This is a genomic window from Micromonospora sp. NPDC093277, from assembly GCF_044765245.1.
Lineage (GTDB): Bacteria > Actinomycetota > Actinomycetes > Mycobacteriales > Micromonosporaceae > Micromonospora.
In genome coordinates this window covers 21,761-45,700 of the sequence record NZ_JBIWJO010000013.1, presented here as the reverse complement: position 1 = coordinate 45,700, position 23,940 = coordinate 21,761, and the positions used below count along the sequence as shown (strand labels likewise).

The 23,940-nt window shown below is 71.4% G+C and carries 20 protein-coding genes, 2 tRNA genes, 1 other RNA gene and 1 pseudogene; 9 read left to right on the top strand and 15 right to left on the bottom strand.

The annotated features are described in order from the left end of the window. The first annotated feature begins 11 nt into the window (after positions 1-11). On the top strand, positions 12-1,427 hold the full coding sequence (locus ACIRG9_RS25450) for a diguanylate cyclase (RefSeq protein WP_402861106.1): 1,416 nt from the start codon (positions 12-14) through the stop codon (positions 1,425-1,427). 123 nt (positions 1,428-1,550) lie between these two features. Here ACIRG9_RS25450 and ACIRG9_RS25445 read toward each other — a convergent pair whose 3' ends face one another. After that, positions 1,551-2,609, bottom strand: coding sequence for an aspartate-semialdehyde dehydrogenase (locus ACIRG9_RS25445; RefSeq protein ID WP_402860732.1), 1,059 nt, complete (start codon positions 2,607-2,609; stop codon positions 1,551-1,553). Between the two features lie 6 nt (positions 2,610-2,615). After that, complete coding sequence (locus ACIRG9_RS25440; protein WP_402860729.1) at positions 2,616-3,881, bottom strand: aspartate kinase; 1,266 nt, start codon at positions 3,879-3,881, stop codon at positions 2,616-2,618. Positions 3,882-4,129: 248 nt separating this feature from the next. Here ACIRG9_RS25440 and ACIRG9_RS25435 point away from each other — a divergent pair, with 248 nt between their 5' ends. Continuing rightward, positions 4,130-4,912: a hypothetical protein gene (locus ACIRG9_RS25435; protein WP_402860726.1), complete on the top strand. Its 783-nt coding sequence runs from the start codon at positions 4,130-4,132 to the stop codon at positions 4,910-4,912. Between the two features lie 83 nt (positions 4,913-4,995). After that, a complete protein-coding gene (locus ACIRG9_RS25430) occupies positions 4,996-5,526 on the top strand; it encodes a nitroreductase family protein (RefSeq protein ID WP_402860723.1) in 531 nt (176 codons plus the stop codon). Positions 5,527-5,613: 87 nt separating this feature from the next. Here ACIRG9_RS25430 and ACIRG9_RS25425 read toward each other — a convergent pair whose 3' ends face one another. Then, positions 5,614-5,751: a hypothetical protein gene (locus tag ACIRG9_RS25425; protein WP_402860720.1), complete on the bottom strand. Its 138-nt coding sequence runs from the start codon at positions 5,749-5,751 to the stop codon at positions 5,614-5,616. Positions 5,752-5,806: 55 nt separating this feature from the next. Here ACIRG9_RS25425 and leuA point away from each other — a divergent pair, with 55 nt between their 5' ends. Further along, positions 5,807-7,567 (top strand): 2-isopropylmalate synthase, encoded by a 1,761-nt coding sequence (gene leuA, locus ACIRG9_RS25420; protein ID WP_402860717.1) that lies wholly within the window; start codon positions 5,807-5,809, stop codon positions 7,565-7,567. A gap of 67 nt (positions 7,568-7,634) precedes the next feature. Here the strand turns inward: leuA and ACIRG9_RS25415 are convergent, their stop codons facing one another. Then, positions 7,635-9,071 (bottom strand): MFS transporter, encoded by a 1,437-nt coding sequence (locus tag ACIRG9_RS25415; RefSeq protein WP_402860714.1) that lies wholly within the window; start codon positions 9,069-9,071, stop codon positions 7,635-7,637. A gap of 109 nt (positions 9,072-9,180) precedes the next feature. Between ACIRG9_RS25415 and ACIRG9_RS25410 the strand changes: the two genes are divergently transcribed. Both ACIRG9_RS25410 and ACIRG9_RS25405 read left to right on the top strand, forming a co-directional pair. Next, complete coding sequence (locus ACIRG9_RS25410; protein ID WP_402860711.1) at positions 9,181-9,825, top strand: HNH endonuclease family protein; 645 nt, start codon at positions 9,181-9,183, stop codon at positions 9,823-9,825. 157 nt (positions 9,826-9,982) lie between these two features. Beyond that, positions 9,983-10,369 carry a hypothetical protein gene (locus tag ACIRG9_RS25405; protein WP_402860708.1) on the top strand — a complete coding sequence of 129 codons (387 nt, stop codon included), beginning with the start codon at positions 9,983-9,985 and terminating at the stop codon, positions 10,367-10,369. 53 nt (positions 10,370-10,422) lie between these two features. Here ACIRG9_RS25405 and ACIRG9_RS25400 read toward each other — a convergent pair whose 3' ends face one another. From ACIRG9_RS25400 to ffs, 9 genes are all read right to left on the bottom strand, one after another. Next, the gene (locus ACIRG9_RS25400) at positions 10,423-11,520 is read right to left on the bottom strand and encodes an ABC transporter ATP-binding protein (RefSeq protein WP_402860705.1); all 1,098 of its coding nucleotides are present in this window, start codon (positions 11,518-11,520) and stop codon (positions 10,423-10,425) included. Continuing rightward, positions 11,517-12,503, bottom strand: coding sequence for an ABC transporter ATP-binding protein (locus ACIRG9_RS25395; RefSeq protein ID WP_402860702.1), 987 nt, complete (start codon positions 12,501-12,503; stop codon positions 11,517-11,519). The genes ACIRG9_RS25400 and ACIRG9_RS25395 overlap by 4 nt, the downstream gene beginning before the upstream one ends. Positions 12,504-12,669: 166 nt before the next feature. Next, the gene (locus ACIRG9_RS25390) at positions 12,670-13,710 is read right to left on the bottom strand and encodes an ABC transporter permease (protein ID WP_402860699.1); all 1,041 of its coding nucleotides are present in this window, start codon (positions 13,708-13,710) and stop codon (positions 12,670-12,672) included. After that, on the bottom strand, positions 13,707-14,714 hold the full coding sequence (locus tag ACIRG9_RS25385; RefSeq protein WP_402860696.1) for an ABC transporter permease: 1,008 nt from the start codon (positions 14,712-14,714) through the stop codon (positions 13,707-13,709). Before ACIRG9_RS25385 ends, ACIRG9_RS25390 begins: the two co-directional genes overlap by 4 nt. A 92-nt stretch (positions 14,715-14,806) precedes the next feature. Further along, entirely contained in the window at positions 14,807-16,474 is a 1,668-nt protein-coding gene (locus ACIRG9_RS25380) for an ABC transporter substrate-binding protein (protein ID WP_402860693.1), read from the bottom strand. A gap of 355 nt (positions 16,475-16,829) precedes the next feature. After that, positions 16,830-17,423, bottom strand: a complete 594-nt coding sequence (gene recR, locus ACIRG9_RS25375) for a recombination mediator RecR (protein WP_402860690.1) — start codon at positions 17,421-17,423, stop codon at positions 16,830-16,832. Between the two features lie 8 nt (positions 17,424-17,431). Beyond that, the gene (locus tag ACIRG9_RS25370; RefSeq protein ID WP_402861103.1) at positions 17,432-17,740 is read right to left on the bottom strand and encodes a YbaB/EbfC family nucleoid-associated protein; all 309 of its coding nucleotides are present in this window, start codon (positions 17,738-17,740) and stop codon (positions 17,432-17,434) included. Positions 17,741-17,848: 108 nt separating this feature from the next. After that, positions 17,849-20,548, bottom strand: coding sequence for a DNA polymerase III subunit gamma and tau (locus ACIRG9_RS25365; protein WP_402860687.1), 2,700 nt, complete (start codon positions 20,546-20,548; stop codon positions 17,849-17,851). Positions 20,549-20,655: 107 nt separating this feature from the next. After that, positions 20,656-20,745: signal recognition particle sRNA small type (gene ffs, locus ACIRG9_RS25360), an RNA gene on the bottom strand. Positions 20,746-20,827: 82 nt separating this feature from the next. On the opposite strand from ffs, the gene ACIRG9_RS25355 reads away from it, so the two are divergent. Continuing rightward, a tRNA-Ser gene (locus ACIRG9_RS25355) sits at positions 20,828-20,912 on the top strand. 89 nt (positions 20,913-21,001) lie between these two features. Here ACIRG9_RS25355 and ACIRG9_RS25350 read toward each other — a convergent pair. Together ACIRG9_RS25350 and ACIRG9_RS25345 are read right to left on the bottom strand one after the other, a co-directional pair. Further along, positions 21,002-21,370: pseudogene (locus ACIRG9_RS25350) on the bottom strand (tyrosine-type recombinase/integrase); the annotation flags it as partial. 237 nt (positions 21,371-21,607) lie between these two features. Next, positions 21,608-21,684, bottom strand: a tRNA-Met gene (locus ACIRG9_RS25345). 332 nt (positions 21,685-22,016) lie between these two features. On the opposite strand from ACIRG9_RS25345, the gene ACIRG9_RS25340 reads away from it, so the two are divergent. Together ACIRG9_RS25340 and ACIRG9_RS25335 are read left to right on the top strand one after the other, a co-directional pair. Beyond that, complete coding sequence (locus ACIRG9_RS25340; RefSeq protein WP_402860684.1) at positions 22,017-22,472, top strand: hypothetical protein; 456 nt, start codon at positions 22,017-22,019, stop codon at positions 22,470-22,472. Positions 22,473-23,323: 851 nt separating this feature from the next. Continuing rightward, complete coding sequence (locus tag ACIRG9_RS25335; protein WP_402860681.1) at positions 23,324-23,938, top strand: hypothetical protein; 615 nt, start codon at positions 23,324-23,326, stop codon at positions 23,936-23,938. Positions 23,939-23,940: the final 2 nt, after the last annotated feature.

Genomic DNA, 23,940 nt, shown 5'->3' with positions numbered 1-23,940 from the left:
CCCGCCTCCCGATGGCGTCGACCGCCCTTGAGGCGTGCCAGTGGACGGTCACCGCGCTCGCCCGGTACACCCCGGCGGCGGCCTCGATCCTGCTCCGGGTCCACGACCGGCTTCGCTGCGTCGCGGCCACCGGCGCCTGGCAGGTCTTCTCCGCCGTGCCGCCGGAGACCGGGTACGACAGTTCCGACGCGGCCCGGCGCGCTCTGGAGCGGTCTGTCGTCGGCCGGGTGTACGCCTCCGGCGAGCCCGCCGTCGTCGCCGACGTGACCGCCGACCCCGACCACCTTCCGGTGCGTCCCGACGTCACCGCCGAGCTGTGCGTGCCGGTGCTGGACCCGGCGGGCCGCCCGATCGGCGTGCTCGACCTGCAGTGGAGCGGCCCGGTCGAGCTGGCCCGGTGGCGGGAGACCGCCGAGCGGCTCGCCCGCCGGCTGGGCGCCCGGATCGTGGCGCTCGGCGGGCCGCCCGCGGAGAGCCGCGGCGAGAAGCTGCTCCGGCACGCTGCCGCGATGACCGCCGCCGCCACCGAGTGGGACCTGATGACCGCCGCGATCGACGCCGCCCGGGACGTGTCGACCCTCCGTGCCGCCGTGCTGATCCTCGCCGAGCGGGAGCCGCGGCTCGGCGCGCCGACCGGCACCCCGGGCGAGTTGGAGTCCCGGATCCGGGCCGAGCTGGCCGAGGCCGGACCCGCCGCGCTGAGCCGGCTGATCGCCCGGGCGCACCGACACGGCTCGGCGTACACCCTCGGCGAGGCCGGGCACCCACCGACCGGGGACTACCTGCCGCTGGCCCGGGCCGGGGCCCGCACCCTGGTGGCGGTGCCGGTCGGGCCGCCGGACACCGGCGGGGTGCTGCTGGTCGCCGACGAGCGACTGCTGCGCCCCGACCCGACCACGGTCAACCTGATGGAGCTGCTGGCCGGGCAGGCGTGGGCCTGCCTGGACCGGCTGCGTACGCTCGCAAGGCTGCGCGAGCAGGCCAGCTCGGACCCGCTCACCGGGCTGCGGCACACCGGGCCGTTCGGGCAGCGGATCGCGAGTGCCACGCCGGGGCGGACCGCCCTGCTGGCCATCGACGTGGACGGCTTCAAGGACGTCAACGACACGTACGGCCACCAGGCCGGGGACCGGCTGCTGGTCGGGCTGGCCCGGGCGCTGGAGGGGGCGCTGCGGCAGGGCGACGAGTTGTACCGGACCGGCGGCGACGAGTTCGTCGCGGTGATCGAGGTGAGCCGCCCCGAGGAGGCGGTCCGGATCGCCGAGCGACTGACCGAGGCGGCCCGGCGTACCGGCCGCACCATCAGCGTCGGTGTCGCCCTGCCCCACCCCGGCGAGTCCGCCGAACGCACCCTGCTCCGCGCCGACCAGGCTCTCTACGCCGTCAAGCGCCACGGCCGCGACGGCGTCCACCTCTCCGCCGCCTGACCCACCCCCACCCACCCGCACCCACCCCACCCGGCCCCCCGTGCCCGACCGCGTGATCAAGGAGTTTGCGTCGGAATTCGCCGTCGCGGCGACGCAAACTCCTTGATCAGCAAGGGTGGATGGTCAGGGGGTGAGGTCGGCGGCCAGGAGTTCGGCGATCTGGGCGGTGTTGAGGGCGGCGCCCTTGCGGAGGTTGTCGCCGGTGACGAAGAGGTCCAGGGCGCGGGGGTCGTCCACGGCCCGACGGATCCGGCCGACCCAGGACGGGTCGGTGCCGACGGCGTCGATCGGCATCGGGAACTCGCCGGCAGCCGGGTCGTCGACCAGGATCACGCCCGGGGCGTTGCGCAGCGCCTCCCGGGCCCCCTCGGCGTCCACCTCGGTGGCGAAGACCGCGTGTACGGCCACCGAGTGACCGGTCACCACCGGCACCCGTACGCAGGTGGCGGAGACCTTGAGGTCGGGCAGCCCGAGGATCTTGCGCGACTCGTTGCGCATCTTCAGTTCCTCGGACGACCAGCCGCCGTCGGCCAGCGAGCCGGCCCAGGGCACCACGTTGAGCGCCAGCGGGGCGGGGAACGGGCCCAGCTCGTCACCGACCGCCTGCCGGACGTCGCCCGCGCGGGAGCCGAGCACCCGGTCTCCGGCGATCTTGCCGAGCTGGGCGTGCAGCGCGTCAACGCCGGCCTGACCCGCCCCGGACACCGCCTGGTACGACGCGAGCACCAACTCGCGGAGACCGTACTCGCGGTGCAGCGGGGCGATCGCCACGATCATCGCCAGGGTGGTGCAGTTGGCGTTGGCGATGATGCCCTTGGGCCGGTTGCGTACCTGCTCGGGGTTGATCTCCGGGACCACCAGCGGGACGTCCCGGTCCATCCGGTACGCGCCGGAATTGTCCACCACCACCGCGCCGCGGCTGACCGCGACCGGTGCCCACTCCGCCGAGACCTCGTCGGGCACGTCGAACATCGCGACGTCCACGCCGTCGAGCGCCTCGGGGGTGAGCGCCCGCACGGTGAGCGGCTCACCGCGGCACTGCACCTGGCGCCCGGCGGAACGCTCGGAGGCGAGCAGTCGGATCTCGCCCCAGACGTTGCGCCGAGAGGAGAGGAGCTGGCACATCACCGTACCGACGGCACCCGTCGCCCCGACCACGGCGAGGGTGGGCAGCGACGACATGTCGCGCTACCGCCCGGTGCCCGCGTAGACCACGGCCTCGGCCTCGCCGCCCAGGTCGAAGGCGTCGTGGATGGCCCGGACCGCCTTGTCGAGGTCGGTGTCCCGGCAGACCACGGAGACCCGGATCTCCGAGGTGGAGATCATCTCGATGTTCACCCCGGCCGCGCCGAGCGCGGCGAAGAAGCCTGCCGCGACACCCGGGTGCGAGCGCATGCCGGCGCCGATCAGGGAGACCTTGCCGACGTGGTCGTCGTAGAGCAGGCCCTTGAACTTGACCGGCTCCTGGATCTTGCTGAGCGCGGCCATGGCGGTCGGGCCGTCGGTCTTGGGCAGGGTGAACGAGATGTCGGTGCGGCCGGTGCCCTCGGTGGACACGTTCTGCACGATCATGTCAATGTTGATCTCAGCCCCGGCCACGGTGTCGAAGATCCGCGCGGCGGCACCCGGCTCGTCGGGCACGCCGACGATGGTGATCTTCGCTTCGCTGCGGTCGTGGGCGACCCCGGTGATCAGTGCCTGTTCCACGGGAAGGTCCTCCATCGATCCGGCGACCATGGTGCCGGTGTTGGTCGAGTATGACGAACGGACGTGGATCGGCAATCCCGCGCGCCGGGCGTACTCGACGCTGCGCAGGTGCAGCACCTTGGCGCCGCAGGCGGCCAACTCCAGCATCTCCTCGTAGGTGATGGTCTTGATGTGCCGGGCATTCGGCACGATCCGCGGGTCGGCGCTGAACACGCCGTCCACGTCGGTGTAGATCTCGCAGACGTCCGCGTCGAGCGCGGCGGCGAGCGCCACGGCGGTGGTGTCCGACCCGCCCCGGCCCAGCGTGGTGACGTCCTTGGTGTCCTGCGAGACGCCCTGGAAGCCGGCCACGATGACCACGGCCCCCTCGTCCAGCGCGCCCTTGAGGCGGCCCGGGGTGACGTCCATGATCCGGGCCCGGCCGTGCACCGAGGTGGTGATCACGCCGGCCTGCGAGCCGGTGAACGAGCGGGCCTCGTACCCGAGGTTGTGGATGGCCATGGCGAGCAGCGCCATCGAGATCCGCTCCCCGGCGGTGAGCAGCATGTCCAGCTCGCGGCCGGGTGGCAGGGGACTGACCTGGTTGGCGAGGTCGAGCAGCTCGTCGGTGGTGTCGCCCATCGCCGAGACCACCACGACCACGTCGTCGCCGGACTTGCGGGCGGCCACGATGCGTTCGGCCACCCGCTTGATCCGCTCGGCGTTGGCGACGGAGGACCCGCCGTACTTCTGCACCACGAGTGCCACGACGGTGCGCTCCCTCCCAGCGATGACCCTGAGCGTGCCGACGCCGCCGGGTTCCGGCCCGGCGGCGCGCGTCAGACCACCCCAGGTTATCCGCCCACCTACATCGCCGGGTCGGGTGATCCCACCATCCGGCCCGGCGGGAGGCGGCCCACCAGGGCCGGACCCGTCGGGCGCGACCCGCGCGACACGCCGGCACAACAGCCGTACGGTGGGCTCCCCGGAGCCTTCGGGCACCGCAGAATGTCCCGGTGCACGCTCACCTCCGCGCGGCCCGGCGGCTGACCGGCGCCCTGGCGATCACCCTGCCGGCGCTGCTGGCCGCCTGCGCCGCCGACCCGCCGCCGCCCGCCCCGGTCAGCACCGCCGACCCGGTACCGGCGGAGGCCGCCGCGGACGCGGCCCGCGACGAACTGGCCGCGCTGGCGGCCGCCGCCCAGGACCGCCACCTCACCGCCACCTACACGCTGGCCACGGCGGACGGCCCGGACCGGAGGATCTCGGTGACCAGCGCGAACGACGGCTCCTGGCGGGTGGACGTGCCCGGTTGGGGTCGGGGCGGCACGGTCGACGTCTCGCTCGTCGCCACCGCCGACGGGCTGTTCCAGTGCGCGCTGCCCTCGGCCGGACGCGCGGAACCGGCGAGCTGCGTGCGCCTCGGCGACTCCGACGACGCCGTACCCGGGAAGCTGGACCCCCGGGTGGAGCACCCGTTCACCGACTGGCTGGAGGTGCTCACCGACCGACGGGCCCCGCTCGCGGTGTCGCCGGCCGCCCCGCCGGACGGGACCGACGGTCAGTGCTACTCGGTGGAATCGACCTCCGCCTCCCTCAACGCCCCGCTGGACGTCGGTATCTACTGCTACCGGCCGGACGGCACGCCGACCGGGGTCCGGGCCGCCTTCGGCACGCTGAAGCTGGCCGGCGAGCCGGCCGCGGCACCGGCCGCGGTGCAGTTGGCCGGGCCGGTCACCGAGGGCGAGCCGGTCGGCCGGGAGGCACTCACGGAGGACGCGAGCCCGGGAACGCAGTGACGCCCTGTCCGTTACGGGTGCTCTTAGCCACATCTGCCCGACCCCGCGAACAGGGCGAAAGGCCCATCCGGGACGCTCTAGCCATGGCTGACCTCACCCCGCTGCTCGCCTTCCGCTGGAGTCCCCGGTCCTTCGACCCGGACGCGGAACTCGCCGGCGACGAGGCGGACTCCCTGCTCGAAGCCGCCCGCTGGGCGCCCTCGGCGGGTAACGCGCAACCGTGGCGGTTCGCGCTGGGCCACCGGCAGGACGAGACCTGGAAGCGGATCCTGGTCAGCCTCACGGAAAGCGACCAGCGCTGGGCGCGGCACGCCTCCGCGCTGGTGGTCGGCGCGCACACCGGCGGCGAGCCGGAGCAGGCGGCCTACGACCTGGGCCAGTCGATCGCCCACCTGACGGTGCAGGCCACCGCGCTCGGCCTGCACGTGCACCAGCTCACCCACTTCGACCGGGCCGGCCTCACCGCCGAGCTGGGCCTGCCGGCCGGGATCCGGCCACTGGTGGTGGCCGCCGTCGGCCGCCTCGGCGACCCGTACTCCCTTCCGGCGGAGCTGCGCACCCGGGAGACCGGCCTGCGCCGCCGCCACCCCCTCGACGCCCTGCTCCTCCACTGACGAACCGGCGTCCCGGCCGCAGCCGGTGACTCGGGTCCCATAATCCGGGCATTCCTTCTCACCCGTCAATTCACGGACGTAGTGTGGCTACGTCATGTGGCAGGCGTACCTTCTCCTTGGCTGCCGCGACGAGGCCTGACCGGCCGGCACCTCGTCGCGGAGTTGAACCGCGCCGTCCAGCAATCCGAACTTCTCCTCGGCCCGCCCGGCAATGTCGCCCGGCATCTCGCCGACACCTTCCGATCTGCTGACGCCACATGTTCCCAGGGAGCACTCCGAGATGGCTCAACCCGTCACTGACGCTGAGACCGATCAAACCGATCCGATCGCCCGGCAGCGCCCCAGCCGGATGCCGGTCCACCGCTACCTGCCCTACCACCAGCAGTTCCGCCTCGACCTGCCGGACCGCACCTGGCCGACCCGCCGGGTCGAGGCCGCCCCGCGCTGGTGCGCAGTGGACCTCCGCGACGGCAACCAGGCGCTGATCGACCCGATGTCGCCGGAGCGCAAGCGCCGGATGTTCCAGCTGCTCGTGCAGCTGGGCTACAAGGAGATCGAGGTCGGCTTCCCCTCGGCCAGCCAGACCGACTACGACTTCGTCCGGCAGCTGATCGAGCAGGACCTGATCCCCGAGGACGTCACCATCCAGGTGCTCACCCAGTGCCGGGAACACCTGATCGACCGGACCTTCGAGTCGCTGCGCGGCGCCCGGCGGGCCATCGTGCACTTCTACAACTCCACCTCGACCCTCCAGCGGCGGGTGGTCTTCGGCCTGGACCGGGACGGCATCACCGACATCGCCGCCCAGGGCGCCCGGCTCTGCCAGAAGTACGCGGAGATCCACACCCCCGACACCGACATCCACTACGAGTACTCGCCGGAGTCGTACACGGGCACCGAGCTGGAGTACGCGCTGGAGGTCTGCGCCAAGGTCATCGAGGTGGTCGACCCGACCCCGGACCGGAAGCTGATCGTGAACCTGCCGGCCACCGTCGAGATGGCCATGCCGAACGTGTACGCCGACTCGATCGAGTGGATGCACCGGCGCCTGCCCCGGCGGGACAGCCTGGTGCTGAGCCTGCACCCGCACAACGACCGGGGCACCGGCGTGGCCGCCGCCGAGCTGGGCCTGCTGGCCGGCGCGGACCGGATCGAGGGCTGCCTGTTCGGCAACGGCGAGCGGACCGGCAACGTCGACCTGGTCACCCTGGGCCTCAACCTCTTCTCCCAGGGCATCGACCCGATGATCGACTTCTCGAACATCGACGAGATCAGGCGGGCGGTCGAATACTGCAACCAGCTCCCGGTGCACGAACGCCACCCGTACGCGGGCGACCTGGTCTACACCGCCTTCTCCGGCTCGCACCAGGACGCGATCAAGAAGGGCTTCGACGCCCTGCACGCCGACGCCGCGGCGGCCGGCGTGCCGGTCGACGACTTCACCTGGGCCGTGCCCTACCTGCCGATCGACCCGAAGGACCTGGGCCGCACCTATGAGGCGGTCATCCGGGTCAACTCGCAGTCCGGCAAGGGCGGCGTCGCGTACATCATGAAGACCGAATACCAGCTCGACCTGCCGCGCCGGCTCCAGATCGAGTTCTCCGGCGTGGTCCAGCAGGTCACCGACCACGACGGCGGCGAGGTCGAGCCGGCGACCATGTGGGAGATCTTCGCCCGCAACTACCTGGCCGACCACCAGGTCGACCCGGCGGTCACGGTGGCCGACTACACCATCGGCACAGCGGACGGCAAGGTCGAGATCGAGGTCCAGGTCGGCTTCGACGGCCGGTCCCACGAGCTGGCCGCGGTCGGCAACGGCCCGATCGACGCGTACGTCAGCGCGCTGCAGGCCCTGGGCGTGTCGGTACGTGTGCTCGACTACCACGAGCACGCGCTCTCCTCCGGCGGCGACGCGCACGCCGCGGCGTACGTCGAGTGCGAGGTGGACGGTCGCACGGTCTGGGGCGCCGGGGTGGACGCGAACATCGTGACCGCCTCGGTGAAGGCGGTCACCAGCGCCGTCAACCGCGCCCGCGCCTGAGCACGTAAGGAAGGGTCCTCTGTTAACGCCTCGGTGTTGACAGGGGACCCTTCCTCTACCGGAGACGTTAAGAAGGGGCCCTTCCTTTCGGGCGGTGTATTAGCGTTGCGGCCAGGGCGGCGCCGACCAGCAGCAGGCCCGCGCACCAGAGCAGCGCTCCGCGGAACGCGTGGCCCAGGGTCGCCTTCTGCTCGTAGCCGGTGCCGGAGAGACCGACCAGCAGCGGCAGCGCGGCGACCGCCAACAGGCCGCCGGCCCGCGAGGCGGCGTTGTTGAAGCCGCTGGCCACCCCGGCGAACCGGTCCGCCACCGCGGACAGCACCGACGTGGTCAGCGGCGCCACCACCAGGGTCAGGCCCGCGCCGAACAGGGCCACCCCGGGTAGCACATCCACCCAGTACGACGCCCCCGGCCCGATCCGGCGCAGCAGCAGCAGGCCACCCGCGGCGATCACCGGCCCGACGGTCAGCGGCAGCCGTGGGCCGATCTTGGCCGACAGCGCCCCGGCCCGGGGCGAGCCGACCAGCAGCAGCAGCGTCATCGGCACGGTGGCCAGCCCGGTGAGCAGCGCCGACCAGCCGATCCCGTTCTGGAGATAGACGGAGAGGAAGAAGGTGAACCCGCCGAGCGCCGCGTACACGACCACGGTGAAGACGTTCAGCACCGAGAAGAGCCGGCTGCCGAACAGCTTGGCGGGTAGCATGGCCGCCTCGCCGCGACGCCGCTCGACCAGCACGAAGGCGACCGTGGCGAGCACCCCGACCAGCACCGACAACAGCACCGCCGGGGACCGCCCGCCGCGCGGCGCGTCGATCAGCGCGTACGTGACCCCGCCGAGGCCCAGCGCGCCGAGCAGCGCACCGACCACGTCGAACCGCCGCTTCGCCCCGGTACGCGAGGCGGCCACGTCCCGGCTCTCCGGCACCCAGCGCAGCGTGGCGAGCACCACCGCGACGGCCAGCGGCAGGTTGATGAAGAAGATCCACCGCCAGGAGAGCGCGTCGATCAGCCACCCGCCGAGGAGCGGGCCGAGGGCGGTGGAGACCCCGGACAGTCCGGACCAGGTGCCGATCGCCTTCCCCCGGTCGTCCCGGTGGAAGCTGGCCTGGAGCACGGAGAGCGAGCCGGGGGTGAGCAGCGCCCCGCCGGCGCCCTGGAGGAACCGGGCCACGATCAGCCAGCCGGTCCCCTGGGACAGTCCGCAGAGCACCGACGCCGCCGCGAACCAGGCCACGCCGAGCAGGAAGATCCGCCGGCGGCCGAACCGGTCGCCGAGCGCGCCGCCGAGCAGCACGAACGCGGCCAGCATCAGCAGGTAGCCGTTCACCGTCCACTGGAGATCGGCAACGTTGGCCTTCAGCTCCGCGCCGAGCCGGGGCAACGCCACGTTGACCACCGTGCTGTCCAGGAACACCATGCCGGAGGCGAGGATCGTGGCGAGCAGGGTGCCCCGACCGGCGGCGGTGCCCAACCGGAGCGCGGGCGGGTGCGCGGGTGCGGTCATGGGTATCAACTCTGCCCGCACTCCACTGCCGACGCCACGAATAACGGAAACCGCCCCGGGGGTACTGTGCGGACTCGCCCGGAGCACGCAAGCTGGAGAGGTGCCGTCTGTGCGTACGAGATCAGGAGTCCGCGCCGGAGTTGTGGCCGCAGTCGCCGCGGCGCTCGCCGTCGGCCTGGCCGGCTGCGCGCCGGTGGTCGACGAGCCGGAGCCGACGACGAGCAACGCCGGAACTGCCACCAAGCAACTCGGCGAACTGACCGTGGCCGCCGCCGCGTCCATGAAGGGCTACAGCCGAAACCACTTTCCGCATTGGCGCAAGACCGGCAAGAACTGCGACGTGCGGGACAGCGTGCTGCAGAAGGACGGCAAGAACATCCAGGTCTCCGGGTGCAACGTGGTCGGCGGCAGCTGGGAGAGCGTGTACGACGGGCAGGTTCTCAACGATCCGGCCCTGGTCGACATCGACCACGTGGTGCCGCTGGCCAACGCCTGGCGCTCCGGCGCGGACCAGTGGGACGACTCGAAGCGCGGCGACTTCGCCAACGACCTGACCCGGCCGCAGCTGGTGGCGGTTTCCGCGCGCTCCAACCGGGCAAAGGGTGATCAGGATCCGTCCAAGTGGAAGCCGGCAAACCGGTCGTACTGGTGCCGGTATGCCACGGACTGGATAACGGTCAAGCACTACTGGCGGCTGACCGTGACCAGTGACGAGAAGGCCGCCCTAACCGACATGTTGGAGAGCTGCCTATGAGCGAGCGTCAGCGAGCGAATCATCAATGCGGTGCGGTGGTGCCCTCGTGCCGGCACGCAGCGAAGCGGAGTGCCGGCATGAGCAGGCGTCAGCGAGCGAATCATCGATGCGGTGCGGTCGTGCCTCATACCGGCACGCAGCGAAGCGGAGTGCCGGCATGAGTGAAGAAGCGGTGCCAGGCCCCACGTCGGCCGGGATGTCGGTCGACGGCACCCCGCCCGCCGTCGCCGAGGTCCCGGGGGCGGGCATGTCCGCCGACACCGCCCCGCCCGGCGGCGCCCCGGCGGGTGCGGGCGCGCAGCAGCGGGTCAGCGACATCACGGCCGGCCCCGGCGGGGTGATGACCGACGAGGTCGGCGTGGTGACCGGCGAGCTGACCCTGTGCACCGGGTACGCGGACGGCCAGGTCACCCTGCGCGTGCAGTACAAGGACGCCGACGAGTGGTACGCGGTGACCGGTGGGCGGGTGCCGCTGGCCGACCCGGTCGGCCTGGACGCCGTACACACCATGGCGGTCGCCCTGCTCAACCGTCCGGAGGGCTGAGACAGGCCGGGGCCCCTGCCCGCGATCTCTGGGCAGGGGCCCCGGGCCGGTGCTCACGGGGTCGGGATCAGCTCACCGGGGTCGACCGGCGGGGCACCCTCGTCCGGCCGGACCAGTTCCGGCTCCACCTCGTGCGGCCGGATCTTGCCGTCGGCGATCTGCTCGGCGTAGTGGCAGGCCACCCGGTGCCCGCCGGTCACCTCGCGCAGCGCCGGACGCTCGTCCGCACAGCGGGTCGGCTGAGCCCAGGGGCAGCGGGTGTGGAACCGGCATCCGGCCGGCGGGTTGCTCGGCGACGGCAGGTCGCCGGCGAGCAGGATCCGTTCCCGGCGGTCCTCGACCGTCGGATCCGGCACCGGCACCGCCGACATCAGCGCCTTGGTGTACGGGTGCATCGGCTCGCGGTAGAGGTCGTCGCTGGACGCCTCCTCCACCAGCCCACCGAGGTACATCACCCCGACCGTGTCGGCGATGTGCCGGACCACCGCCAGGTCGTGCGCGATGATCAGGTACGTCAGGCCCCGCTCGTTCTGCAGATCCTCCAGCAGGTTGAGCACCTGCGCCTGGATCGACACGTCCAGCGCGGACACCGGCTCGTCGGCGACGATGAGGTCCGGGTCGAGCACCAGCGCGCGGGCGATGCCGATCCGCTGCCGCTGGCCGCCGGAGAATTCGTGCGGGTACTTGCTCAGCGCCGAAGCTGGCAGCCCGACCGCCTCCAGGGCCTCCCGGAGTCGCTTGGCGGTGGCCGCCTTGTCGCCGGCCAGCCCGTGCGCCTTCAGCCCCTCGACGAGCAGCGACTCCACGGACTGCCGGGGGTCGAGGCTGGACAGCGGATCCTGAAAGATCATCTGCATCCGGCGGCGGGTCCGGCGCATCGACTCGCCCTTGAGCGAGCGGACGTCGGTGCCGTCGAAGACGATCTCCCCGTCGGTCGGCTCGACGAGTCGCAGCAGGCCCCGACCGAGCGTCGACTTGCCACACCCCGATTCGCCCACCAGGCCGTACGTCTCACCCTTGTTGATCGACAGCGAGACGCCGTCGACGGCGTAGACGTAGCCGACCGTACGGTCGAAGAGCACGCCGCTCTTGATCGGGAAGTGGACCTTTACGTCGCGCAGTTCGACCAGTGGTCCGGTCCGCTCGGTCACGGCACCGCCACCTCCTCGGAAACGGGGTTGTTGCAGCGCAGGTCGCCGCGGGTGGCGGTGGGTTCGAGCGGGGGCGTGCCCTCCAGGCAGGCGTCCACCACCCGGTCGCAGCGCGGTGCGAACGCGCACCCCTCGACCCACGGGATGTTGTCGGCGACCGAGCCGCGGATGGCGTGCAGCCGCTCGCCCCGGGGCGCGTCCAGTCGCGGCACGGAACTGAGCAGCCCGTGGGTGTACGGGTGCCGCGGCCGGGCGAACAACTCGTGTCGGGCGGCCCGCTCGACCACCTTGCCGCCGTAGAGCACGTTGACCGTGTCGCAGAGGCCGGCCACCACGCCCAGGTCGTGCGTGATCATGATCAGCGCGGTGCCGGTCTCGTCGACGAGTTGCTTGAGCAGGGTGAGGATCTGCGCCTGGATGGTCACGTCCAGCGCGGTGGTCGGCTCGTCGGCGATCAGCAACCGCGGCTTGCAGGCCAGCGCGATGGCGATCAGCGCCCGCTGTCGCATGCCGCCGGAGATCTGGTGCGGGTACTCCTTCAGCCGCCGGCCCGGGTCCGGGATGCCGACCGCGTCGAGCAGTTCCCGGGCCTCCTTCAGCGCCGCCTTGCGCTCCATGCCCCGGTGCCGCTCCAGCACCTCGGCCACCTGCAGGCCGATCGGCACGACCGGGTTCAGCGAGGAGAGCGGGTCCTGGAAGATCATGCCGATGTCCCGGCCGCGCCGGTCCCGCATGTCGTTCGAGCGAAGCCGGAGCAGGTCGGTGCCGTCGAACATCACCTCGCCGGTGACCTTGTTGCCCCGCTTGGGCAGCAGGCCCATGATCGCCAGGCTGGTGACGCTCTTGCCGCAGCCGGACTCGCCGACCAGGCCCACGGTCTGCCCCGGTTCCACGCTGAAGCTGACCTTGTCGACCGCGGTGAACGACCGTTCACCGCGACGCTGGAACACCACGCTCAGATCGCGTACGTCGAGCAGGCTCATCGGGTCACTTCCTCACGGTGCTGATCCTTCGCTCGCGACTGCGGGGCTCGCAAGCTCACTCCTCGCGCTCGCCGATGCTGATCCTTCGCTCGCGACTGCGGGGCTCGCAAGCTCACTCCTCGCGCTCGCCGGTCCTTGCTGGTCGCGTCGCTCCGCCGCATCGCCGTCACCGCCGGTTCTTCGGGTCGATCGCCTCGCGCATCCCCTCACCCAGCAGGGTGAAGCCGAGCGCGACCACGATGATCGCCAACGCCGGGTAGTAGGCCAGCTCGGGCCGCACCTCGAAGTAGCGGACGCCGTCCACACCGAGCATCAGGCCCCACTCGGCCCGGTTGATGTCCGCGTCGCCGAGACCGAGGAAGGAGAGCGAGGCGGCCTCCAGGATGGCGGTGGAGAGGGTCAGCGTGGCCTGCACGATCACCGCGGTCATCGCGTTGGGCAGCATGTGCCGCAGCACGATGGACCCCTGCTTCACCCCGAGCGCACGGGCGGCCAGCACGTGGTCGCTTTCCCGCTGCGCCAGCATCGAGCCGCGCAGCAGCCGGGCGAAGATCGGCACGTTGACGATGGCCACCGCCAGGATCACCGTCCACTGGCTCGACCTGCTGGCCATGGCGACCAGGCTGATCGCCAGCAGCAGGGCCGGCAGGGCCAGCATCACGTCGGTCACCCGCATCAGGATGTTGTCGACCCAGCCGCCGAAGGCACCGGCGAGCGCACCGATCAGTGCCCCCAGGGACAGCCCGATCAGCGTGGCGAGTACGCCGACGAAGAGGGTCTGCCGGCTGCCGTAGATCAGGCGGGACATGAAGTCCCGGCCGAGCGGATCCGAGCCGAGCGGGAACCCGTCCGTGGCTCCGGGAATGTTGTCGACGGTGAGATTCTTGGTCAGCTCGGCGAAGCGCTGCGCCGGATCGTGCGGCGCGAGCAGCGGCGCGAAGATCGCCACCAGGATGAACACCGCGACGATGGCCGCGCCGAACATGGCCACCGGGTTGCGCCGCAGCCGGCGGATCGCGTCCCGGATGAGGCTCACGCCGCCCTGGTCGGCGCTGGCCCGGGCCAGCTCGTCCAGCCGCGCCTTCTTCCGGTCGCCGAGCCGGCCGATGCCGCGCTCGGTCGCGCCCGCAGGCCGTTCTCCGGTGGTGGGTGTGTCCGCGCCGTCGCGCGGGGTGGCCACTCCGGGCCGGGTGATCGGGTCGCTCATCGCACACGCACCCTCGGGTCGATGACGGCGTAGGAGAGGTCGACCAGCAGGTTGACCACCACGAAGACCATCGCGGCCAGCAGAATCAGCGCCTGGAGCACCGGGTAGTCGCGGCCGCCGCTGATCGAGTTGGTGATCAGCGTGCCCAGGCCGCCCCAGTTGTAGACCTTCTCGGTCAGCACCGCGCCGGAGAGCAGCGCGCCGGTCTGCAGGCCGATGGTGGTGACCACCGGCAGGAGGGCGTTGCGCAGGATGTGACGGCCCCGGATGGTCTTGTGCCGCAGGCCCTTCGCCTCGGCCGTGCGCACGTAGTCCTCGTTGAGCACGTCCAGCACGCTGGCCCGGGTCATCCGGACGATCACCGCCAGCGGGATGGTGGCCAGGGTGAGCGCCGGCAGGATCAGGTGCCACAGCGCGTCGGCGGTGGCGTCGAACTCCCGGGTGAGCAGGCCGTCGAGCACGAAGAAACCGGTGACGTTGGTGTTCTCCAGGCCGGTGCTGAGTCGCCCGGAGGGCGGGAACCAGTGGATGTTCTGGGTGAAGACGTCCTTGAGCAGGTAGCCCAGGAAGAAGATCGGGATCGAGATGCCGAGCAGGGTGCCGGCGATGCTCAGGTTGTCCAGCAGGCGGCCCTTGTACCGGGCGGCGAGGTAGCCGAGCGGGACGCCGAGGCCGATCGCGATGATCATGGCGGCCAGGGCCAGCTCGATGGTGGCCGGGAAGGCCCGTCCGATCACCTCGGTGACCGGGTCACCGGTCCGGATGGAGTTGCCGAAGTCGCCGGTGATAACCCGCTGCATGAACTTGCCGTACTGCACCAGGATCGGCTGGTCATAACCGAGCGCCTTGGTCAGCAGCACTCGGCGCTCCGGGGTGGCCCGCTCACCGAGCAGCGCCTCGACCGGGCCGCCGGGCAGATTCCGCAGCCAGATGAAGATCAGCGCCGACAGCGCCATCAGGGTCACCACCAACTGAAGCAGGCGGCGGACTATGACTCGCAACATCTCTCACACACCAGATTCTCGGTAACTGCGGGTCGGCCCGGGCCGGGGAAGCCCGGCCCGGGCCGATTCCACGTACGGCGTCAGTTGCGGTGTCAGCCGACGCTGACCGTGTCGAAGCGCTCGTCGGTCAGCGGGCTGGCCACCAGGCCCTTGACGTCCTTGGTGACCACGATGGCCGGCGGGGCGTGCCAGATCGGCACGGCCGGCAGCCACTTGGCGGCGATGTCGCGGTTGACCTGCTCCCAGGCGGCCTTCTTGCCGGCCTCGTCGACCGTGCCGTCGGCCTTGGTGATGGCGTCGAACATGTCGGTCATCGCCGCGTCACCGAACTCGGTCTTGGCCCGACCGAAGAACGTGCCCACGAAGTTGCCCGGGTCGTTGTAGTCACCGGTCCAGCCGAGGATGTGCAGGTCGTGCTTGCCGAACTGCTGCACGTCGTCCTTGTAGCCACCGTTCCACGGGCGGGCCACACCGTTGACCTTGATGCCGACGGCCTGCAGGTCGTTGGCGAGGACGGTGAAGATCTCCTGCGGGTTCGGCATGTACGGCCGGGAGACATCGGTCGGGTAGTAGAAGTTGAGGGTCAGCCCCTCGGCGCCGGCCTCCTTGAGCAGCTGCTTGGCCTTGTCCGGGTTGTACTCGTACTTCTGCACGTCCGGGGCGTAGCCGAGCACGGTGTCCGGCATCAGCTCGTCGGCGACCTTGGTGCCGCCCGGGCCCTTGGTCTGGACGAGCTGCTCGCGGTTGAGGGCGTAGGCGATCGCCTGGCGCACCCGCAGGTCCTTCAGCTTCGGGTTCTTCTGGTTGATGCCGAGGTAGAGGATGTTGAACGCCGGGCGGTTGATGACGTTGAAGCCCTCACTCTCCAGCGCTCTCCGGTCCGCCGGGGCCGGGAAGTCGATGCCCTGGACGGTGCCCGCCCGCAGCTCCTGCTTGCGGGTGTTCTCGTCCTCGATGACCTTGATGATCACCTTGTCGACCTTGGCCTTCTCGCCCCAGTAGTCGGCGTTCCGGTTCAGGGTGATCTCGTTCTTCGCCTTGTCCCAGCCACCGAAGGTGAACGGGCCGGTGCCGACCGGGTGCTCGTTGGCGAACGCGCTGTACTCGAAGGAGTCGCCGTTCTGCTTGACCGTGTCGGCGTCGTACTTCTTCAGCGCGTCCGGGCTGGCGATCGACAGCGAGGTCAGCGCGAAGGCGCCGGGGAAGGCACCCTTGTACTCGTTCATGGTGATGACGGCGGTGTTCTCGTCCGACGCGTCGCACTTGTTGTAGAGCGCCTTACCGGCGTCCGGGCTCTCGTTGTTCGCGAAGCCGCCGAAGACGTCCATGTAGTAGAGCATCTGCGACTGCGCCGCAGCGCCCTTCATGTTGTACCAGCGGTCGAAGTTGAAGCAGACCGCGGCGGCGTTGAAGGCGCTGCCGTCGTGGAACTTGACGCCCTTGCGGAGGTGGAAGGTCCACACCTTGCCCTCGGCGTCGTGCTCCCAGCTCTCGGCCAGGGCGCCTTCCAGGTCGGCCGTGCCCGGCTTGTTCTGGATGAGGGTTTCGTACATCTGCCGGACCGGACGGAATGTCTCGCCGTCGTCGTTGAAGATCGGGTCGAAGTTCTTCGGATCACCGGCACCCGCAAAGACGAAGGTGCCGCCGGTCTTGGCTTCACCGCTCCCGTCGCGCTCGCTCTTGGCGCAGCCGGACGCCCCGACCGCCAGAGCGGCTGCGGCCGTCAGGGCCACCGCCGCTTTAAGCCTGCTCGCCTGCATCTCTCACCTCTGTCATGCGCATGACCGCGCCGAGTTGTGACTCGGTCCGTGTGCGGGAGGCTATGACACGACACACAGAAGCGGAACGTCCGTTAGGCAATCGCTATCAAGCCGACACCAAGCCGCGGGTCTGACAGGGACTGATCTCGCGACAAACAGGACTGTCACAGCAATGAGCGGGTGCGAGGATCGGACAAATCACGCAGAACGCGCCACCCTCGGCCGATCTGCCGAGCCCGTGGCGAACGGCACTCGTCTCACATTCCGGTTACGGGATCGTCGCCGTCCCCGGCACGGAGGAGGCGTCGCGGGACGGACGACCCCGTCGCCGCCTCCCCGTGCCCGGTACGGGCGCTCAGACCGCCCGGCGGCCCTCGAACGCCCGGCCCAGGGTGATCTCGTCGGCGTACTCGAGGTCGCCGCCGACCGGCAGGCCGCTGGCCAGTCGGGTCACCGCGATCCCCATCGGCTTGACCATCAGGGCCAGGTACGTCGCGGTCGCCTCGCCCTCCGTGTTCGGGTCGGTGGCGAGGATCAGCTCACGGACCGCGCCACCGCCCAGCCGGGTCATCAGCTCCCGGATCCGCAGGTTGTCCGGCCCGATCCCCTCCAGCGGGTTGATCGCGCCACCGAGCACGTGGTAGCGGCCGCGGAACTCACCGGTCCGCTCGATCGCCACCACGTCCTTCGGCTCCTCGACCACGCAGAGCACCTCGTCGGTACGCCTCGGGTCGCGGCAGATCCGGCACTGCTCCGACTCGGCCACGTTGAAGCAGCTGGTACAGAACCGCACCAGCTCCTTGACCTTGCGCAGCGCACCCGCCAGCCGGTTCACGTCGGCCGGATCCGCCGACAGGACGTGGAAGGCGATCCGCTGGGCGCTCTTTGGGCCAACGCCGGGCAGCCGGCCCAGCTCGTCGATCAGATCCTGGATGGCACCCTCGTACATCTGCCGGCTCAGAACCCGGGCAGGCCGAGGCCGCCCATCCCACCCGTGACCGGGCCCATCGTCTTCTCGGTCAGCTCCCGCGCCGCCTCGGCGGCGTTGTGCACGGCCGCGACGACCAGGTCCTCCAGGGTCTCCACGTCCTCCGGGTCGACCGCCTTCGGGTCGATCTTGATCGCCTTCAGCTCACCGGTGCCGGCGACGGTGGCGGTGACCAGTCCACCGCCCGCGGTGCCGGTCAGCTCCGCCTCGGCCAGCTCGGCCTGAGCCTTGGCGATCTGCTGCTGCATCTTCTGCGCCTGCTTCAGCATCTGCTGCATGTTCGGCTGTCCACCTGGGCGCACGGATGGCTCCTTCTCACACTCGTCTGATCGGCCGCGCCCAGCCTAGTCGGGCGGCGGCACAGGTCCTCCGCGGTCGGTGCGCGCTCAGCGCGCGTCCACCTCGTCGATCTTCTCCGCTCCGAACGCCTCCCGGAGCAGCCGCACCGCCTGCTCCTCGCTGGACTGCCGGGCGGTCCGCTCGTCGATCACGTCGTCCAGCGGCTCGTCGCCCGGGTCGAAGCCCTCGTAGACGGGGGTCGCCTTCGCGGCGCCGGCCGGGACCGGCCCGTCGTAGTCCGGGTCGTAGGGCGGCTCGCCGGCCCACTCGGCGTCAGCGGTCTGCCGCGCCTGGGCCGCGCGCGGCCCCTTGCCCGGCCCACCGGCCGTGGCGGCCGCCGCGGCCGCCCGGGCCGCCGCGATCGCGCTGCTCACCGGCGCGCCGCCGGTCCCGCCCGCCGCGGGGCGCGGCGCCGCCGCCGTCGACCCGGCGGTCGAGCTCGGCGAGGGGGGACCAGCCGGACCGGGTACGGCGGGAGCCGCCGTCACGGTCGCCGTGGCCCCGCCCGGCCGGGCCGGCTCCGGCCAGTCGTTCGAGCCGGTCGCGTCGTTCGAGCCGGTCGCGGCACCGCCGGGGCGGGCCGGCTCCGGCCAGTCCCCACCCCCGTCGGCGCTGCCACCCGGTCGGGCCGGTTCGGGCCACTCCTCGTCGTCGGCCGGGGCGTCGGCCCCACCGCCTCCCGCCGCCCGGGCGGCGGGACCGCTCGTCCGCGCCGAACCGTTCGGGGCACCACCGGCATCCGTCCGGGCGTGACCGGGCGCGACGGGGCGGGCCGAGGCACCGCCACGACTAGCGCCACCCCCGCCGCCCTGGCCCGCCGAATCACCGGTCGAGCCGGCCGGGCCGTTCGACGGACCGGTTGCGGCCGGTCGGGGCGGGGCGGCGGAACGGGCCGGGCCACCGAGGGTCGCGGCACCCCGCTCGCCGGCCACTTCGCAACGGATCTGCCAGCGGCCGCCCAGTTCCTCGTAGAGCGCGTCGGTCAGCACCGCGGCGTGGTCGGCCATCATCTTGGCCAGCACCGTCGACTTCACGGTCAGCACCAGGGTGTCGCCGTCCAGGTCGCGGACCACCGCGTCGCGCATCAACGCCGCGATCCGCTTGTTGGTGCGGTTGACCTTGCCGACCACCTCGGGCCAGACCCGGCGTACGGCGACGGCGTCCAGCGCGCCGGCCGGGGCCGAGCCGGGACGCGGCGGCTCCGGGGTGGCCGGATCGGGCATCACCGCCGACGGCGGCACGGGACGGCGGGCCGGGGCACCGGGCACCGGGCCGGCCGCGGCGTCGACCGACACCGGGGCGGCCGGGGCTGGACGGGAATCAGCGGCCGGGCTCGGGACAGCCGGCGCGGACCCGGAACCCGTGGCCGGGCCCGAGCCGGCCGGGGCGGGACGGGAACCGGCGGCCGCGGCAGCGGCGCGCGCGGCGGCCATGCCGGTCGGGGCACCGGCAGCCGCCGGCGTGCCGGCGGTCTCCGGGTGAGGCGCGGCGGCAGCCGCGGCCGGGGCGGGAGACTCCTGGCGTACCTCGGGGGCGGGGGCGACCGGCGCGGGGCCGGCGGCGGCCGACGGCAGCTCGGCACCGCCCACGGTGAGCCGGCGTTCCATCCGTTCCAGGCGCTGGAGCAGGCCGCCGGACGAATCGTCCACGCCGGGCAGCAGCATCCGGGCGCAGATCAGCTCCAGCAGCAGCCGCGGGGCGGTGGTGCCACGCATCTCCACCAGGCCGTTGTGCACGATGTCCGCGCAGCGGGACAGGGTGGCCGGGCCGAGCCGCTGGGCCTGGGCGGCCATCCGCTCGATCTGGTCGTCCGGGCCGTCGATCAGGCCCTTGGCGGCGGCGTCCGGCACCTGCTGCATGACAATCAGGTCACGGAGCCGTTCCAGCAGGTCGGAGGCGAACCGGCGGGGGTCGTGGCCGGCCTCGGCGACCCGGTCCACGGTGGCGTACGCGGCGGCGCCGTCCCCGGCGGCGATGGCGTCGCACATCTCGTCGATCAACGCGGAGTCGGTGACGCCGAGCAGTGCGGCGGCCCGGCCGTAGCTGACCCCCTCCGGGCCGGCGCCCGCGATGAGCTGGTCGAGCACGGAGAGGCTGTCCCGGGCGCTGCCGCCGCCAGCGCGCACCACCAGCGGGAAGACCGCCGGCTCGACCCTGGCCCCCTCGGCCTCACAGAGCTGCTCGAGGTACGGCCGGAGCACCTTCGGCGGGATCAGCCGGAACGGGTAGTGGTGGGTCCGTGACTTGATCGTGCCGAGGACCTTCTCCGGCTCGGTGGTGGCGAAGATGAACTTGACGAACTCCGGGGGCTCCTCGACCAGCTTGAGCAGGGCGTTGAAGCCGGCCGACGAGACCATGTGCGCCTCGTCGATCACATAGATCTTGAAGCGGCTGCGGGCCGGCGCGAAGAACGCCTTCTCCCGGAGCTCCCGGGCGTCGTCGACGCCGCCGTGGCTGGCCGCGTCGATCTCGATGACGTCGATCGAGCCGGAGCCGTCGGTCGCCAGCGAGCGGCAGGACTCACACTGCCCGCAGGGTTCGGGGGTCGGACCCTGCTCGCAGTTGAGCGAGCGGGCCAGGATCCGGGCGCTGGAGGTCTTGCCGCAGCCCCGGGGGCCGGAGAAGAGGTACGCGTGGTTCAACCGCCCGCTGCGCAGCGCCTGAGACAGCGGCTCGGTGACGTGCTCCTGACCGATGACCTCGGCAAACGTACGGGGCCGGTACTTGCGGTAAAGGGCCAGTGCCACCCGTACCGCCTCCTCTCGACCGAGCCATTCTGCGCCGGTCGGGCTCGGGTGACCACCCACCACCCCGTGACCTGACCCGCAGGGACGTTACCGGCACCCGGAGACAGAAAGGCCTCCCGTGCACCCGGCAGAGCTCGCTTATCCTTGCTGCCTTCCGGCCCTGGGGAGGTTCACGAGATACCGCCGCACGGGAGGTGACGCCAAGCCTACCCGACCCCGCGTCGATCTTCAGGGGGTGGTGGGGTGGCCCACCCGACGGAGACCTGTATCCTGGCTCGCGGAGGATTCGCCTAGAGGCCTAGGGCGCACGCTTGGAAAGCGTGTTGGGTTCACACCCTCACGAGTTCGAATCTCGTATCCTCCGCTCTTCTGAGCAGGAAATACGACAGGGCCGGCCCCCACGGGGACCGGCCCTGAGTCGTCTATACGGTCGCTCTGGTCTCATTCCTGGTCTCAGTTGCCCTGCTCCGGCTGCTCGGCCGGCGGCCCGCCGCTGCTCTCGCCCGGCCGGCGAGGCGGGTCGCCCCAGAGCAGTCCGCCAAGCTGCTGCGCGATGTCGCGGCGCACATGATCGGTCATGTGCTGGTTGCAGGCAGCCATCGCCGAGTTCGACCAGCCCATGATGCCCATCACGGCACGGCCCGGGACGCCGAGGACCAGGAGGACGGTGGCGGCGGTATGCCGGGCGTCGTGCAGCCGGCCGTCCCGCACACCGGCCAGCTTGAGCAGCCGCTTCCACTCGTCGTAGTCCGTCGCCTGGTGGATTGCGTCACCGGTCGGCGAGGCGAACACCCATCCTTCATCGCGCCAGAGGGTCGCAGACCTCGAAAGCGTGTGCGGGTTTACGCCCCCTGCGGGGTCAAATCCCGTTGCCACCGCTCGTGATATGCGAGAACGTCTGGCCGATCCTCACGGATCGGCCGGGTGTTCAGCTTCTGGCGGGGCCCGGGACACCGCTGAGATTCCCGGTCGTGTCCGCGGACGGAGGCACGGCCAAAGCCCAGTTCCTGCCCAGAAACGCGGAACGGCCCCGAGGATTCCCTCAGGGCCGTTCCGATGTGGTAGCGGGGACAGGACTTGAACCTGCGACCTCTGGGTTATGAGCCCAGCGAGCTACCGAGCTGCTCCACCCCGCGTCGGTTCGCACACCGTATCTCACCACCCCCCGGCCGCCGCAGAACGCCCCCCGACCGGGGCGGTCCGGGCCGCGCGCCAGGTCACACCTGTGGCGCCCGTTTCGTGCTGGCCGGCGGCTTGGGCGTGGAGTTCTTACAGCCTCTCCGCCGAGTACACGCCCCCGCCGAGCAGCGGCTGCGCGGGTGGCTCGCGGCCACCGCAAGATCGATTTCGTGTAGTTTCCACATCGCACAGTCGATCATGTGTGGTGGTCGTCTCGGGTCCACCCCGGTTCACCAGCACGATTTCAGACGGCGGCCCCCCGCGGCCGTCCGGCAGGGAGCAGGAGAGCATGAATCTCACCCGTAAGGTGCTGGCGTCGGTCGCCGCGCTGGCCGCGTCGTTCGCCACGGTGCAGGTGATCGCCGAGGCGCCGTCGCAGGCCGCCGTTTCGTGTTCGGGGTCGGTCACTTACAGCAAGGCGGTCCCGGCAAGCAACCCGGTGGCGGAACTGATCATCTACTACAACAGCACGAACGGTGGCACCAACAGCGCCTGCCTCTACCGCCGTGGCGCGGCGTACGGACAGCCTGGCTGGACCGAGGTGCAGATCGTCAGGTGCCGCGAGACCTCAAAGGGCGGCGCCTGCACGAGGACCGCGGAGTCCGGTGTTGACGGCAACATTTACTCGTACTATGCCGGCCCCCGAGGCGTCACCGGCACCGTCAACAACTGCGTGTCGGCGTGGGGCGAGGTGCAGTGGAACGGCACCAGGTACCCCGTCGCCAGCGGCCCCGTGGGCTGCTGAGCGGCAGCGGTGACCGCGAAGGGCGGGCACCGCGCGCCGGTGCAGGCGGATGACCCACAGGGCGTCCGCCCGCACCCGGCAGCTATTCCCGAACGCTGAAGGGCGCCCGCCGGAAGGGCTACACCTACCTGCGGCGTGCGGCGCCTGCGGCAGCGATCCGTGCGTAAATAGCGGTCTCAGTTGTGGTCTCGTTTGTACTCGTTCACCGGCGTCCGCGGCTAATCCCCGGAGTCCGTTTCCCGAGGCCACGAACCGTGCTGAGCGGGCCTGAACAGCGTTGAGCAGACTTGGAAAGCGTGTTGGGTTCACACCCTCACGAGTTCGGATCTCGTATCCTCCGCCACTGACACAAGGGCCGGCCCCCGCTCGGGCTGGCCCTTCGTCGTCTCCACGGCCACTCCCAGCTGCCCTCCCGCCCGGGGCGACGCGTGCCCCTCCCACCCGGGGCGACGCATCTCCTCCCGGCGGAGGGCGACACGACATGCGGCATATTGCGGTCTTCCGGAGCTTGGATACACCCATATGCCGCACCTGGAGTGGATCTGGACGGCATCGCGCCGCACGGATGCCGGACGGCTGCGCGGCGGTCCGAGCCACGCCCTACGTGGATGGGAGTCGCGCCGACCTGACCGCCCCTGAATGATGCGCCAGCGCTCCTCCGCCCGTACGTTTGGCACCGGCACCGGACCGACTCCAGCACCGGCACCGACTCCAGCACCGGCACCGGCACGCGGTCGAGGCCGACCGGGACGGCTCCCCGCGAGCGCTGCGGGACGGCTCGGCCTGCGCCTCAAGCACACAACCGTCGTACACATGTTCCATCCACAGCCTGTGGACGCCGAGAGGATCGGATGAGTTACCAGCTCAGCGCGGTCGTCGCCGACGTCGAACTGCTTCGTGAGCAGATCGCCGACCTGGACCACGCGGTCCTCGCCGCGCTCCGCCAGGACTTCGCGCTGCTGCCGGTCACCCCGCAGCTCGTCGAGGAACTGACCGGCGGGCTGCCCGATTTCGCCACCGGTGAGCCGTCCATCGAGCACCCGTTCCAGCTTGTCCTCTCGCCAGCCCTGTCGGACCTGCTGGCCCGCTGGTCGCGGCGGGGGCCGGTGGCGTACCTGGAGGCTGAGTTCGCCGGCGGGCTGGGCCACCAGTCGGCGGCGGTCTGGCTGGGCGGCCAGGTGACCTGGGGGCCGTGCTTCGACGCCACTCTCGACCGACCCCGCGCCGAGTGGCCGATCAACGCGGCGCTCGCCCGACTGGGTGTCGAGCCGGGGCCCTGGATCGACCCGTTCGCCGAGTTGGGCCTGCACCTGGAACGTGACACTGCCGGATGGCTGGCACACGGCCGCCGCGGCCTCTCCGCCGACTACTGGGACGAGCTGGCCGAGGAATGGGAACTGCGACAATCCATCCTGCACCAGCAACCTCCTCGTCCCGATCCCGTTGTGGACTGGGGGAGCGAATGAGA